This is a genomic window from Vibrio fujianensis, assembly GCF_002749895.1.
GTDB classification, from domain to species: Bacteria; Pseudomonadota; Gammaproteobacteria; order Enterobacterales; family Vibrionaceae; genus Vibrio; species Vibrio fujianensis.
Genome location: NZ_NBUS01000042.1, coordinates 66,506 through 80,681, shown reverse-complemented (window position 1 = coordinate 80,681; position 14,176 = coordinate 66,506). Strand labels below are relative to the sequence as shown.

The 14,176-nt window shown below is 42.6% G+C and carries 14 protein-coding genes; 6 read left to right on the top strand and 8 right to left on the bottom strand.

All coding sequences use genetic code 11. From position 1 onward, the window contains the following. Positions 1 to 188 precede the first annotated feature (188 nt). A complete protein-coding gene (locus B7C60_RS09260) occupies positions 189 to 797 on the top strand; it encodes a hypothetical protein (RefSeq protein ID WP_099611406.1) in 609 nt (202 codons plus the stop codon). 312 nt (positions 798 to 1,109) lie between these two features. On the opposite strand, the gene B7C60_RS09255 is transcribed toward B7C60_RS09260, so the two are convergent. Further along, on the bottom strand, positions 1,110 to 2,270 hold the full coding sequence (locus tag B7C60_RS09255) for a hypothetical protein (RefSeq protein ID WP_157928694.1): 1,161 nt from the start codon (positions 2,268 to 2,270) through the stop codon (positions 1,110 to 1,112). 352 nt (positions 2,271 to 2,622) lie between these two features. On the opposite strand from B7C60_RS09255, the gene B7C60_RS09250 reads away from it, so the two are divergent. The 3 genes from B7C60_RS09250 to B7C60_RS09240 all read left to right on the top strand — a co-directional run bounded on the left by B7C60_RS09250 (position 2,623) and on the right by B7C60_RS09240 (position 4,570). Then, positions 2,623 to 3,012, top strand: a complete 390-nt coding sequence (locus B7C60_RS09250) for a helix-turn-helix transcriptional regulator (RefSeq protein WP_099611404.1) — start codon at positions 2,623 to 2,625, stop codon at positions 3,010 to 3,012. A gap of 330 nt (positions 3,013 to 3,342) precedes the next feature. Further along, positions 3,343 to 4,020 (top strand): inovirus Gp2 family protein, encoded by a 678-nt coding sequence (locus tag B7C60_RS09245; RefSeq protein ID WP_099611403.1) that lies wholly within the window; start codon positions 3,343 to 3,345, stop codon positions 4,018 to 4,020. A 115-nt stretch (positions 4,021 to 4,135) separates the two neighbouring features. Continuing rightward, on the top strand, positions 4,136 to 4,570 hold the full coding sequence (locus B7C60_RS09240; protein WP_099611402.1) for an RNase H family protein: 435 nt from the start codon (positions 4,136 to 4,138) through the stop codon (positions 4,568 to 4,570). Positions 4,571 to 4,918: 348 nt separating this feature from the next. Here the strand turns inward: B7C60_RS09240 and B7C60_RS09235 are convergent, their stop codons facing one another. From B7C60_RS09235 to radC, 7 genes are all read right to left on the bottom strand, one after another. Continuing rightward, positions 4,919 to 6,340, bottom strand: a complete 1,422-nt coding sequence (locus B7C60_RS09235) for a GTPase (RefSeq protein WP_099611401.1) — start codon at positions 6,338 to 6,340, stop codon at positions 4,919 to 4,921. A 165-nt stretch (positions 6,341 to 6,505) separates the two neighbouring features. Beyond that, positions 6,506 to 7,984: a hypothetical protein gene (locus tag B7C60_RS09230; protein WP_099611400.1), complete on the bottom strand. Its 1,479-nt coding sequence runs from the start codon at positions 7,982 to 7,984 to the stop codon at positions 6,506 to 6,508. Between the two features lie 44 nt (positions 7,985 to 8,028). Beyond that, positions 8,029 to 8,733 (bottom strand): WYL domain-containing protein, encoded by a 705-nt coding sequence (locus B7C60_RS09225; RefSeq protein WP_099611399.1) that lies wholly within the window; start codon positions 8,731 to 8,733, stop codon positions 8,029 to 8,031. Between the two features lie 218 nt (positions 8,734 to 8,951). Continuing rightward, entirely contained in the window at positions 8,952 to 9,200 is a 249-nt protein-coding gene (locus B7C60_RS09220; RefSeq protein ID WP_001032915.1) for a hypothetical protein, read from the bottom strand. 14 nt (positions 9,201 to 9,214) lie between these two features. Continuing rightward, complete coding sequence (locus tag B7C60_RS09215) at positions 9,215 to 9,664, bottom strand: DUF2787 domain-containing protein (protein WP_099611398.1); 450 nt, start codon at positions 9,662 to 9,664, stop codon at positions 9,215 to 9,217. Positions 9,665 to 9,733: 69 nt separating this feature from the next. After that, positions 9,734 to 10,168 carry a DUF2787 domain-containing protein gene (locus tag B7C60_RS09210; protein ID WP_032479413.1) on the bottom strand — a complete coding sequence of 145 codons (435 nt, stop codon included), beginning with the start codon at positions 10,166 to 10,168 and terminating at the stop codon, positions 9,734 to 9,736. After that, the gene (radC, locus tag B7C60_RS09205; protein WP_425445503.1) at positions 10,165 to 10,626 is read right to left on the bottom strand and encodes a RadC family protein; all 462 of its coding nucleotides are present in this window, start codon (positions 10,624 to 10,626) and stop codon (positions 10,165 to 10,167) included. Before radC ends, B7C60_RS09210 begins: the two co-directional genes overlap by 4 nt. Before the next feature lie 129 nt (positions 10,627 to 10,755). Between radC and B7C60_RS09200 the strand changes: the two genes are divergently transcribed. Beyond that, entirely contained in the window at positions 10,756 to 10,962 is a 207-nt protein-coding gene (locus B7C60_RS09200; RefSeq protein ID WP_099611396.1) for an AlpA family transcriptional regulator, read from the top strand. Positions 10,963 to 11,094: 132 nt separating this feature from the next. Further along, the coding region (locus B7C60_RS09195; RefSeq protein WP_245869095.1) for a DEAD/DEAH box helicase at positions 11,095 to 14,176 on the top strand (3,082 nt) is incomplete at its 3' end.

Sequence of the window (14,176 nt, the reverse complement as noted above, 5' to 3'; positions counted from 1 at the left end):
GGGAGTGGTGGACACTTTATACCTTTCCTATTTCAAGCTGTCGCAGTGTTGGTTACGTTCGTTCAGCCCAATCGCATCGTCTACCTATCCGATTGGTGGACTGACTCACTTGCCGACGACCTGCAACTCCAAGTTGTTTGGGTATGGATGGCTGTATTAATAAAAAAATAATTTAAGGTTACGATTTTATGAAAAGTTATGTCTACCTTATCATCTTAACACTGTGCTTTAGTATAGCTCGAGCCAGTGATGAAAATGTTGGAGATTTAATTGTATTATCATATAAAGAAACTCAAGATGAGAAAATAAAAGATTTCCAAGGCGATGGGTTTCTCATTTCCTTCCAGAAAGAGAGTATCGTCAAACAAGCGGGCCTCAATGATGGTATTCTTAACGCATTCATAACAATCGCTGGTAAGCGACGTTTATTATTTGAACAAAAAGATTTTAATCCATATGGACAAGATGTGTTTGTTTTTTCTTGTAAAACATCAGACAGTAATTTGAGGATTTTTATTCAGACAAGATATGCAAGCTCAGATAATACCACCCCTTGGTTTATTCAGTTTACTCCATATGTTTTTATTCTTGAATATGGCAAGGTAAAAAGAGATTATAATTTCGAGAATAAATATTTCTATGGTGGTGATTATTTTACTAGAAGAATAATCGATGACGAGAAAATAATAGTTAAATACCCATTTTATACCGCTGAGAAAGTCATCGAAAGGTTTTATAAATCTAAACTATGCAGTGAGAATGATAATCCGGGTTTAAATCCGTCATTCCGAACCTAATTTAGCCAGTTTTACTTTTTCTAGGTCGGTGAAGGGGGCTGCTTCGATAAACTAAGCTAGTATCAGTCAGGATAAGACATTAAGAGAATGCCACCCCTTCATATAGCTAGGTGCTAGGTTTAGAGACAAAAAAAGACGTCCTAGGACGTCTTTTTTTCTGGAATTTGGCTCCCCCTGCGGGGGCCGAACCCAAACAGATAGATACTATGTCCTGCTTGGCCTAAGACTATATTGGGATAGCTTAGGTTTGAGGCAAATGTACCTATCTGTGTACCTAAAGTCAATTGCTGTAATTATAAGCACCGTTTGGTATTACTTTTCATGGAATCTGTTTTTGTATGCATCTTTGAGTATCTTATTCAGCGCCCGATTTATTTTCGGCTTGGTATCACCACCAGCAAGATCAACCAGCATATCCCATTGTTTGTCGTTTAAAGCTATAGAGTGGTCTTCACTGTTTGATTTATCCAATGAAAATTTATCCGCCAATAGCTTAAATCGATGTTCAAAATTGCTTGCTGTTGCAAAAAGCAAGTCCAGTGTTGTGACTATACATTTTTTTTGAATTTCAGGATCTTCCGTCGGGAAAAAAAGATTTGTTATTTTATATTGTGATTCCAATCGATCATATGTTTTACGGATCAAATGTTTGTTGTTTGTTTTTAATATATCCCAATTTAATGATATCTTTTGATAAGAAAGTATGTACAAATTTCGAATATTCAACAACAAAAGTTGCACAGTTCTTAACTCAATATTTTTTGCGATACAACAGTAAGTTAAGTAATTAATAATAGTTATATGGCATTTCTTATCTATAGTCGAACATAAGCTACAGACTAATTTTGTGGTCTCTAATGTTGAAGTTAAAGGGGTGTCCTCTAACTCCATTATCTCTTCTCTTGTGTCAAGATCTACTTCTCGCCTAAAATAATGTTCAGTTTCTTTTTCTAGTTGTTCGTAATAGCCATCATCACTAGGTCTAATATTATGTCTCTCTAAATAATGTTTGGCTTTTTTTTCTGCTTCTTTCCTTTGTTCTGTTATGTGTTTTTTATATTCTTTATCTCGTAATTTTGGCCATAACGTATCACCGATTAATTTAACATCTTTAGGTCTTTCAATGAGGTCAATTTTGCTTATAGACATAACTTTAAGCATAGAATGGAAAAATAATATTTCTCTATCAGACGTCAGCCAAGATGTGTATTCATCGGTTATCAAGTAGTTATCTAAATTATCGAACAGGCGGTTAAGCGTACTATTAAGAGCATCACTTTGATCGGGTGTTAATCCTCCTTCTTCCAATTTATCCACTTCAGTAATACGAAGATGGGCAGCAAGACTTTCAATAAAGCGATGCTGTAAATCTTTGTAATCCAATAAAGACAGATCTCTGTAATCACTATATTGCTTGTCCTGATAAGAGAGAAAAAGGACATAAAAGCGAAGATGAGATTCTTTTGCTTTCATGAATTGTTTTAGTCGCTTTGTGTGCATAATTATTCAGTGTAACTACCAGTGGAAATAAGCAGGAATTATGCTGTTTTTAGGATGGAATTTAAATGATTTTAAACAATGTTTTTAGTGGATTATAGCAAAGATATTTTTGAAATGGTTTGTGGTATATGGTTATTGTAATAAATTTTAACGTGCAAGGTTATCGTGACAGTCTAAACATGAAATTTTACTTTGTATAGTTCTTTTTGAATCTTCTTGTTTATGTGGAGAATACTGGTTATGCATTGTTATGGATGCAGGAGGAACTGCATTAATTAACGGCGTTTGCCTTTGGTGTGAATGAAACAGCTTAAGGATTCGCATCATGAAACTTATTAGACGTAAGGATCTTTCGGAACTTACAGGTATCAGCCGTGCTCATTTGTATCTTTTAATTGGTGAGGGACGGTTCCCTCGTCAGATTCATATTGGAAAGCGTGCATCAGCATGGATACAAGAGGAGGTACAAGCATGGGTTGATGGAGCTTGGTATGAAGGTATGACAACGTCACCTACATTGGAAAGCCCATTAAAGCTAGTAGATAGAAAAACTTTGCTGGGTATGATTGGTTTTAACAAAGATACATTGTACCGGATGATCAAAACTGGAGATTTTCCACCTTGTATATCTAAAGATATTCCTCGCTGGAAGTACAATGATATCGTCTCATGGGTAGCTAAAAAAATCACTATTCGTGATACAAGCAGTTTCTAAATATCCTTGCAATACCTTCTTATCAATTATCATTTAATTTGAAAGTTATTAAAATTGTCTCTTATTGCTGATCTGTTATCTGTTAGAGATATTTACTCCATTTATTTATAAGTAATCATATTGGAATGGTTTTGAATTATTTGAATTTTTAAGCTGTAAGATTATGGCAATGTCTGTCTGGTTAATATTATTAATGTCCTATCCATCATTAATATCCTATCTAAAGTTCATATCACACAATAGTTATTAAATTAAACAGTAATAGTTCAGTATGTTGATTTTAAATAACGGCATAAGGTTATCTATGAACTAACTAATGAGAGTAAAAAAATGAATGTACGATCTAGAAAAAATAAGAATCTAAAATTAACGACCAAAAGTACTTTTTTAGGTAGACCTATTCAAACAGCACATGGCCCTCTGTGTATTGATTATTTGGAGAAAATACACGATACCATTGAACGGGCACTGGATGATTACCCACGCCTTATGGCTTTACGTGTGGATCTAAAATTTCCCCAACTGCGAGAGCGAGAAGATTTGGGTTATTTAATGACGGACTTTATTCGTTCATTACAGTCGCAGATCGATCATTCGGGTCAAAAAAAGAAAAGAGAAGGGGGGAGAGTACACCCTTGTACGGTGCGAAGTATTTGGGTGAAAGAGCGCTCAACATCGATAAATGACCACTACCACCTCGTTCTGCTTTTTAATAAGGACAGATTCAACTGGTTAGGAAAAACGTCATCACATCTAGAGAACTTAGGTGGTTTTATCGTCGAGGCTTGGGCTAGAGTCGTTGGTGTTGATTATGACGAGGCTAACGGACTGGTGTATTTCTCAAAGGACAAGAGGAAAGATAGCGTTGTGATCCATCGTTTAGATCGTCATTCTGAGAACTTTGACGATGCATTTGATGACCTGTTCAAGCATGTTAGTTATTTGGCAAAAGAAGAGACCAAACACTTTGGTAACCGTAAGCGAAATTTTGGTTACTCGCGACGATAACTAGTCCTATCAAATATCCCAGTTCAAACATTCAGTACCTTCTTTTTTTACCTCAGGTTCTTATCTGTTGAAGAGGAGCAATAACGTGACTCATTAAGTTAAGAAGGTACATGTCATGATTCAATCACATTACACGCTTTATATTGGTGTTTCGGTCAATAAAGATAAAACTCAAGGAGCAGTCGGAGTTGCTATTTACGATGAAGAACATCAATTAGCTGATAGTTTTACTGTGCTGGTGGATCGTAACGTTGATAGTACGGAGTTAGAGCTTACTGCTATTGTCGAGGCTTTACGTTACGCATTTGATGACGATGTCATTTACAGTACCAGCGATTTCTGTGTGCGTGGTTATAACGAATGGCTAGATGATTGGAAGAGAAGAGGTTGGCGTAAGTCGGATAAGAAGCCAGTGGCCTACCGTCAGCTTTGGCAGTTAGTGGACGAAGAGCGTAGCAAAAAGTTCGTTGATGTTCGTAAGCTTCGCTCATCTCCAGAATTAGATTTAGCCTATAGATTGGCAAAAGAGGAATTAGAAGAAGCTTGTTAACTTGAAAAGTTGAAGAGATAGGCTCACCGATAAAGTTGTTGGCAGGTGGCCTATTTCTCTATAGCGGTCTCGTCTGAAAGCATGATAGTGGGTTGAGGTTAGAATACGAACGAGTGAGACATAGGCTGTCTCAGTGAAATTGGTTGATGTGCTTTTGTGAACTAACTCTGATTTTAGAGTGCAGAGACGATTTTTCATGGTTAAATCAGCAGGGGTAAGAATGGTTTTTGTAAATGGCTTTGTTTTTAAGTTGTTGTTATTTAATGGCTTTATTGTATCCAAGGAACGACCTAAGCACTTTGTTTGAATAAGGGGGATTGGCTCCCCCATCTGTTGACTGTATTGGAGTTACTCTCTGTGCTCGGGGCTAAAGGTGGCGAAGTTTTGGGTATCTTTACCTTGGGTTTCGAGCTGTGCTTTAAGCCAGTTAAAGATACCCAGAGCGCCAACCGGGCCATTTGAGTGTATACGGTCATCGGGGTCAAACGCGGTTTCTATCAATGTCACGCCTGCCAATCTTTGTTTGGCTGTTTCACGCAATTTTTCCAAATCTCGTGGGCGCACCATATCGACCTTGTTTAGACAAACGACAATTGGTTTGCCCAAACGGGTAAGCTTATTTAAGATTTGTACATCAATATCAGAAACGCCTCTGGCAAGGTCTATGACCATGACAAAGATATCGACGTTGTGCAGATGTTCGTGAGTCAGGCTGTTGACCGACGGGTTAATATCATTAAAACCCGGAAAGTTGATTAAGTTAATTGCGTAATCTTCATCGAGTGGATAGAGCTCAGCTTCACTCGTTGCCCCTGCAATCGGGTCGACATTTTGTGTATCTAACCCAAACACGGCATTAAAGAAAGCATCTTTCCCTACCGAACCATCACCGACCACGCCAATGTTAATTCTGTTTAGGACGAGCTGCCTTAAGGCCGCAATGTGAGCCACTGCTGGAATGGTTTTGCGATAGGCTGGACCTGCGAGAGCGCTAGCAGCCCATACTCCACTCGCTGTCCATCCAACAGGACCTAGAAACGATGATACTGCTCTCGCTATTATAGGACTTGCAGCAAAAGGAAGCCCTTTACCAATAATGGCTTTGCTGAGCCAGTGCGCGACGATGATGGAATATTTATAAACGGCAAATCCGCCGTATTTTTTTAAAAGCAGTTGAATGAGTAGCATGCTGGATGCTCCAACAGGGATTTCTTTGAAATCCATACCTAGGCTGCGAAAGAGTGACTCTCTTTCACTTTGGCTCATCTGCTCATAAGCATCGATAAACAGCTTTTCAACGATGCGCTTTTCGAGTTCTTCCGTGGAGTATTGTTCGTAGTTTGCGCCTTGAATGAGATCAACGGTCCCAGAAACAAAAGCCCCCGCGGTGGAGGCAACTCCTCCTATTGCATCGACCACAAAATCAGCAGATTGACTGGTAAATGATGAGTAATTGGGTGTTGCTTCGGCTTTGACTTTTTTAGCCACATCGAGCACCACGGCTCGATAACTGGCGACATCGTCGTCCGTGTCTTTTCCTAAGGCTTCTTTAAGTTTGTTCTTTGCCATTCTTGTCGTGGTGGCAAGGGTATTACTGCCTGCTTTACGTAGGTGCCAAGCAATACGCTGAGCATCTTTCCGTAAGGTATCGGGTTTAAACTGGCATTCACTCTCGCTGACTTTAAGGTATTCCAGAATAGGAAGGACCTCTTCAGGACTATAGGCTAGGGCGCGTTGGAGTACGTCGACTTCACTGAGGGATTGCGGCATAGGGCTGCTCCGTTGTATTAGCTATGGGGTTGCCACCAGCTTACGGATGAGTGAGACATATCGTGTCTTGCTTTTTCTGGGAGGAGAGTGTCGGGTAGGACTTGTGAAAGATATCACAAAAAAAAAGGTGGGAGATTTCCCACCTTGGCAGTTAACGAATGACGATTAATGGCCAACTAGGCTTAGACAGCTAGACATATCCATCACTGCGAGATTGGTTTTATCCATACCACACGAAACGGTATAGGTACCATTGGCCGCAGTGTTGGTCACTATCCATAGCCCAGTCGAGCGATGCTCTGTGTAAATCATGCTGCCATCGTTTAGATATTCCCAAGCCGTGCGTATCCAACTGAGCGCCCCATATCCTTCAGTTAAGTCAATGTCTGGACTGATAGTGCTGACGCCATCAAAGGCGGTAGGCGCATCAATCAGTTGATTAGTCAGCGCGTAGTTTAAACCATCGACATTGGCGTTATCTCCCGGCTCAAAATCAAACTGAGCGTAAGTGATGTAACGACCGTATTGGTCTTTTGTCATCGCTGTAAGCGGCGTGCCTGAACGATTGGCATCGATATCGAGCGCTTCACATTCTGCCGCATCATTGACACCTCCTTGCGAGTTTATCGCAAACTCATAATAGACTTGCCCAGCCGTATTGCCTTTTTGATTGGCTCGCAATTGCTTAGTGCAGTGATAGGTTGAACTTGGGTAGCTGTCCCATTTATCTTCATCCATCACCACAAATGTCTCGCTGTCATTGTATTGACCAAGTGTGGTATTGGTTTTTAAGTAATGAGTCATGGTGACAACGGTGTCTAAATCATTGCTGACTTGATACACGGTTTCTTGTGCGTATTCAGGGTGACCGACATACTCTTTGCGATACCAAGTATCTGCCACACTGATGTCATCGGAGGCCGGATTACCTAGCCAATACTCCACATACGCAACATGAGCATCGGGGTAAAGGGCTTCAAAGGCGCGAGTTTCTTCATACGCTTTCGCTAGCCCTACGGTGAGCGATTGAGCCAGTTGATGCTGAACGGTATTACCTTGTTTAATGAAGTCCCCATACAAGTCACTGACTGCAATGTTATAGCGGTTTGCTAAACGGTACTCTTGCTCGGCAACGCGCTGTTTGATTTTTCCTTGCAGGGATGAATTGGCGGCCAGTGCTTGGCAACCCTCCGCACCAAGCTCACTCAGCTCAGTTTTAATCGCATTCCAAATCACGGTGGTGAATGGCGTCGTGTTCAAAATGTCATTGCTGTAGTTTGATGAAAACTTAGGTGGAAAGGTGAGTTGATAGGCTTCGCTGACCACACCATAGTCAGAATCGTAAGCGCCGACAGGAACATTAATAATAATTGGCGAGTAATCGGCGCAAACACTGTCTACGCCTGAAAACTCAAACTGACCATTTTGGTCAGTCAGTGCCGAAGGTTCGTTGTCATCTAATTGACCATTAAGATTATAGTCGACGAAGGCGGTAGCGCCTTCGACATAGCCGTCAATTGCTACGCCAGTGAGGTCGGCTTGGCTACCTACTGCGTTATTGCTGTCGCTACTACCTCCGCCACATGCAGTTAAGCTGGCGGTGAATAGTGCTAGCAGCACTGCGTTTAATTTGAATTGTTGCATAATGTTTTCCTTAAACGATGAAAAATAGGGGTGAATCAGCGAACTTATCGCTGAGTGGGAATAGCCGTGTCGGAGAGTGAAAAGTCACTCGGGTACTCAAAAGTGAACGTCGATATGTCTGCCTGAGTGATGTCGGAGAAGGCGAGCACGTCACGCTCGTCTTTGTGTTCATACACCAGGTAGAGCATGCCTTTTTCCCAAATCAGGCCGAGTGGGGTGAGGTAGTCTGTCTGGGTGTCATCAATGAGGTTTAAGCGAACCTGACGCTTAGCATTAATGGCTTGGCTGAGCCGTTCGAACACATCAAAGTCGTAGTCCTCTTGCTTTGGCAGCGCGAGACGCACCTCAATTTTGGCAGGCTCCATCACATCGCCAATTTGCAGTGGCATAAAAGTTTCGTGAATGCCTTGCTCAAAGTGAGCAGGCAGCAGGCCTTTCACCGATGAAAAGCACAGCCCGAGCAGCATGGTTTCCCATGAAGCAGACGAGACTTTGTTGTGGTATTTGCGTTTGTAGGTGTAACTGTTACGCGCACGTTCAAACCGTTCGACTTGGAAATAGTCGGGGTAATACATGATGACGTTGAGATAGCGCTGAATGGTGCGCTTAGTGCGATTGACGCCCAGCTCGGATAAGCGAACTCGCAGCTCTTCAGCCGAGATTTCTCGCAATCGCGGAATGTGTGAATAGATTTCAAAGATGAGCTTAAAGTGCTCATCAGTCGAGAGTGTGTAGTCTGAGGGTTGCATGGCATCACCAACTTTCGTCTACCCAGCCACACGCACTGAGCGCAGAGCTTCAGTGAATGTCACGGATAGGGGTTAAACGAAGACTGGTGGCCACACAGTCTTAACGGGTCCTTATTGCAATGAGGCTAGGGTATGGATGAGCGAGACATATCCTGTCTCGCTCGGTGGGGAGGTTGCATATCTGTGATTGAGTTGGCATTTTGCGACGCATTACTGCATTACTGCATTGCTTGGCGAATTTCTTTCAATAGATAACCGCGGCTGAGCAGTTCGCGCACGGCCGCCCATCGCAGAGCCTGAGTCGATGAGCAGGACCGGACGAGCTCAAGCAAGTCATGGTCACTGTGTTCTTTCACCTCATCGCGAGCCTTTTGGTATTGAGCGTGAAGATAATGACCGCCTTTAGTGATGACTTGCAGCAAGAGCACAGACAACGCTCGGCGTAGTGAGGGGGAATGTTTGTTCATGGGCTACCTTTTGATTATTGAGCGGTGATGTTTATCTCATCAAAGGCGTCCATGTCGACGTAAGCCAGAAAGTTACTTTCCCATAACTGGTACAGCTCTTTTGCATCAGGGCGGCCTTGCATGGGCAACCAACCTCGATGAGCGACAAAGAACTCACCGACACGAAAATCAAAATCTAAGCTTCGTTCAAGTTCGGGGTAGTAATTTCCAATGTAGGCAAAATCGGTGATGTACTCGATGCTCCAATCGCCGCTGGTGGTGTGACAAATCCCCATCTCAACCGGATGAAAACCGCCTTCTTCAGCGCTGTAGCTTTTATCGCGAAAGTTGAACACCAGATAACGACTGGCGGCGAGTGTGCCACTGCTGTCATTGACTAACTGCTTGGTGAGTTGCTCAATCAGTAGTGCATGCAGTTTGTCTGAAATCGGTAAGAGGGAAGATGTGAAGGTTAATGAAGACATAGCAAGACCTCCTTAGGTCAGGATGAAGTCGAAAAAGAAAAAGGAAATAAAGAGAAAACAGGTGCGGCGCTAAAACTGACGGATCATGGTTAATTGCATCTCATCAAACACGTTGCGTGAAAGGTGGCGAGCAAAGGCTTTCATCCACACCATGAGCAGTTCAAGTACCTCAGGGTGAGATAAGTTAGCGGCCCCCGAATCGGGCTGATAACACCAGCGATTGGCGAGATGGAAATAGAGCTCAGGTTCAACCGCGATACTGCTTTCATTGGGATAAGAAAAACTGGCAAAGCACACTACCTGCCAATCACTGGACGGTGACTCACGTTTAAACTGCACTTCAACCGGGTGCAGTCCTTGTCGGTGTAAGTAATAACCTTTTTGGCGGCAGTTCAGCACAATGCGCTCAGCAGACTCTGAAATGCAGTAGCGAGCCATCAACTGCTCTAGTGAACGGTGAAGGTCTCCATTGAGTTCAATGTCGCCATAACGTTGCTCAATCATAACCAGCCCTTCTCAGCAAAAGAGACACTGTCTTTCCCCACCACTATGTGGTCCAGCACTCGTACATCTACCAGCGCCAAAGCATCTTTCAACCTTTCGGTAATGCGTCTGTCGGCTTGTGACGGTGTTGCATCCCCAGAAGGGTGGTTATGGGCCAAAATCACGGCCGCGGCATTGACTTGTAATACCACTTTCACCACTTCACGCGGATAGACACTGGCCGCATCAATGGTGCCGTGGAACAGCTCTTTAAACTCAATCAAACGGTTTTGGTTATCCAGTAGCAATAACGCAAATACCTCGCGCTCATAAGCTCCCAGTTTGCAGCGAATGTACTCCTTAGTGGCATCAGGATTGGTGAGCGCGTCACCGCGTACGTAACGGTGAGCAAGTATCTCAGCGGCATGTTCAAGAATCTGGTTTTCTTGATAGTGCTGCTCTTTTGTGTAGTCGTTCATATTAGGCTCCAAGTTAGGTTCATTAACGGGATACACGGCAATGACATATACCTGATGATTTTTTGATTAAGCCTTGATGCGACAAGGCTTAACACATCACCGTCTTTTTTTACGCCAGCGCTTTATCCCATGAGGACCACAGACATAGGAGAACGTCCCATGAGATTTCTAAAGCTAAAAGAAGTAATGGAAAAGACAGCACTGAGCCGTTCGGCTATTTACCGCAAGATGACTGACGGAGAGTTCCCGCAATCAGTGAGTTTGGGTGATAGGGCAGTAGCTTGGGTGGAAAGTGAAGTGGATGAGTGGATGACGGAGTGTTTAGCATTGAGGTGATTCAGTGCCGCTTTGTTTTCAGAGGGAGCCGTCACACTCTATCATTCTTCTGGCATTCTTTATCGCCTTATGCAATCAGGCTGTATATCATCGTACGTTAATGATGTTTGATGGTATTGTAGGTTTTGGTTAGTGGAGAATAGAAAAGAAAGCTTAGTTAATATATTGAAGTCCTGGCATTTAGTGGAGTTTTTTCAAGCCTACTCGGTACCAGACAAAGACGACAGTAAAATTGCTCCAGTAAACGTGGCTGGTCACGAATTGCAGTCGCATGGTAATTACCTACTTCCGTGGTTAAATCCCGCGGCTCGTGACAAGCTCGGCCTTACTCCAGGAAAAAAGTGTGTTTATACCCTATATCTAGGTTTGTTCGATAAATCGGCGATAGATAAAAAAGTTGCAGAGTATTTTTCTACCAACCGCCAGGAGGATTGCTTCTCTGAAGAGATAGAGCAAAGAAGAGACAATGAAGGGGCGTCTTGCTTTGCCAAATTGATGTTGGATGAATTTGGTACTCCCCGGCTTGACACCTTTTCGGTAAGCACGTTGCCTTGGGCGCTAGCAGAGTTACTTGCGGGGAGAGCTACAACAATATCTCAGGAGCGATTTGATAGTCGCTGCGACGATCTTAACGAGTTTATGGAGCGCTGGAAAATAACTTTGCCTAGCCACCCTCACTTAGACGGAAGATATACTCTTTGCGTGAAAAGTCTGATGAACTTGATTGAAGGGCTTTATCAATGGGCTGGTATTTCCAATCAGGAGCTGTTGCTTTCAGAACACTCAACGGTTTATCCGTTTCAGATGGCTTTTTTTGAGTATGAAGCGAAGTCAGATAACCTTTTGGAGGACAAAAGCAAGTCAGAAGAAGCTGAAGACGATAATGAAGATGACCCTAGCGATAACGAATCTCAGTTACCTATTCTAAACAGCTTTTACATTCGAGATATAGAGCGTGCCATTAGTGCGATTTCTACTGGCAGAGCCAGCAAGCCTCTTCAAACCTATCTTGGACAATCCAGTCATAAGCATATCGACCTGTATACAAACGATTCGATACCGTTGATCCATAAGCACTTGAACCCTAAAGAAACACCAGAAGGACGGTGGCTGACAGAACCCGCGCATAACATGTCCTTAATGCAGCAGTTCGCTATCAATACCGTATTCAAGGAGCTAAAAACAGGTGGTGTAATCTCAGTTAATGGTCCTCCTGGCACAGGTAAAACGACCTTATTACGGGACATAATTGCGCAGAACATCGTTGAAAGAGCAAAAGTTTTGGCTTCTTTTTCGAAAGCTAGCGATGGTTTAAATCCAGAAGGATTTCTTGTTCAAGAACTTACTGATTTTGAAATGGTCGTGGCGTCATCAAACAATGCTGCCGTTGAAAATATCTCAAAAGAGCTTCCTCAAGCCAAGTCGATAGCTGACAGATACGCTAATACCAGTTTCTTTCGTTCTGTTGCCAATCAAATTAGTGCTGATGAAAAAAAAGGTCGTTTACAACCCTTGAACGACAAAATGCAGAGCTGGGGAAATATCTCTGCTGCCATGGGGGCTTATAAAAAGAGGCAACGATTTCTCGATCGCTTTTTCTTTAAGTCCCACTATGAAAAACACAAGGAGCCAGCGGTTAGAGAACCGTCTTTAGACTTCTTGAATTTTTGGCAGTACCGTTCAACTTATACAGGACCTTCTTTTAACACGGCCAAAAAAGCTTTTAACGAGAAGCTATCTCGTTTTCATGAATTGAATGACAAATTAGCCTATTTTGATAGCCTACAAAATGCTTTCGATGAACATCAATTTGATGTTTATTTACATAGAATGAACCTAGCGCTAAATGAGCTTGAAAACTATGCTCATTCACTCTCTGTAGAGCTAGATGCCCTTAACTCAACGAGAAATGCTGAAGTGAAAAGGGAAGAGGAAGTTTCAATTTCCCTTGAGTTACTGAAGGTTAACTCACCTGGTTGGTTCAGTCGGTTCTTTAACACTAAGAAAAATAAACAATATAAGGCCTCACTATCCCAAAAGCTTAGTGAGTTCAAAAGTGTCAAAAAAGCTATCCGGTTAATTGTTGGTGATGTTGAAGCCAAAAAAATCGAGATAAAAGGGTGTGCAAAGAAAATTTCGCAGCAGCGGGCTGATATCGCCTCTAAAGATCTAGAGAAGAGGACGCTTCTAGATGAGTTAGGTGCCTATAGAACGGAGTTTAAAGAGTATCATTTACCTGAAATTACTGATGATATCGAGGATCATGACAGGCAGAGGCATGCTTGCTGGCAGCACGCAACTATCAATGAATTACGGTCTGACATTTACGCGGCAGCGTTAGAGCTTCACGAGGCTTGGTTGATAGAGGTCGGTAAGCAGAGTGCCTTTCTATCAAAGATAAGAAAAATCAATGATGTTGTGTTAGGCAAGAGTAGCGAAAATGCACTGGCGATTTGGCAGATACTGTTTATGTTTGTCCCCGTGGTTTCGACGACTTTTGCTTCATTGGGAAATATGTTTTCTAAGCTGCCCCCAGAATCTCTAGGTTGGCTCATGATTGATGAGGCCGGGCAAGCAATACCCCAAGCAGCGGTTGGTGGGTTGCTTCGTGCTAAGCGGGCTGTGGTTGTTGGAGATCCTCTGCAAATCGAACCAGTGTTTACTTCCCCACCAGAGCTTATTGACTACCTAATGCAATCTAAATTGCAAGAGGAATCCGAGAAGTGGGACCCTTGTAAGTGGTCAGTTCAGACGTTAGCCGATCGCGTTAATCCATATGGCTGTATGATAGATATGGATGGTGAAAATCAATGGATAGGTATACCGTTATGGGTACATCGCCGATGTATAGAACCAATGTTTAGCATTTCGAATGAAATAGCTTATAACAATCGAATGATACATGGCTCTGACAACAATAAAGATGTTGAGCCAAGAACTCATAAGGCCTTAGGATACAATCGATGGAATGATTCACAAGGAGACTGTGTACTCAAACAGTACAAACGTGAGTTGGGTGAAGATGTTAAGGCTCTTTTACTCGAATTAGCAGCGCACAATGGTGACTTAAACAGCATCTACCTGTTAACACCGTTTAAAGCGGTAAAAAAAGAGTTAAAAGAAGATCTAAGGCGTAGCAAGTCTGAGCTGTTGAGTAACTCGAATTGGAAAGGGAAGGACTTTAATAACTTTTTGAAACACAACGTGGGGACTG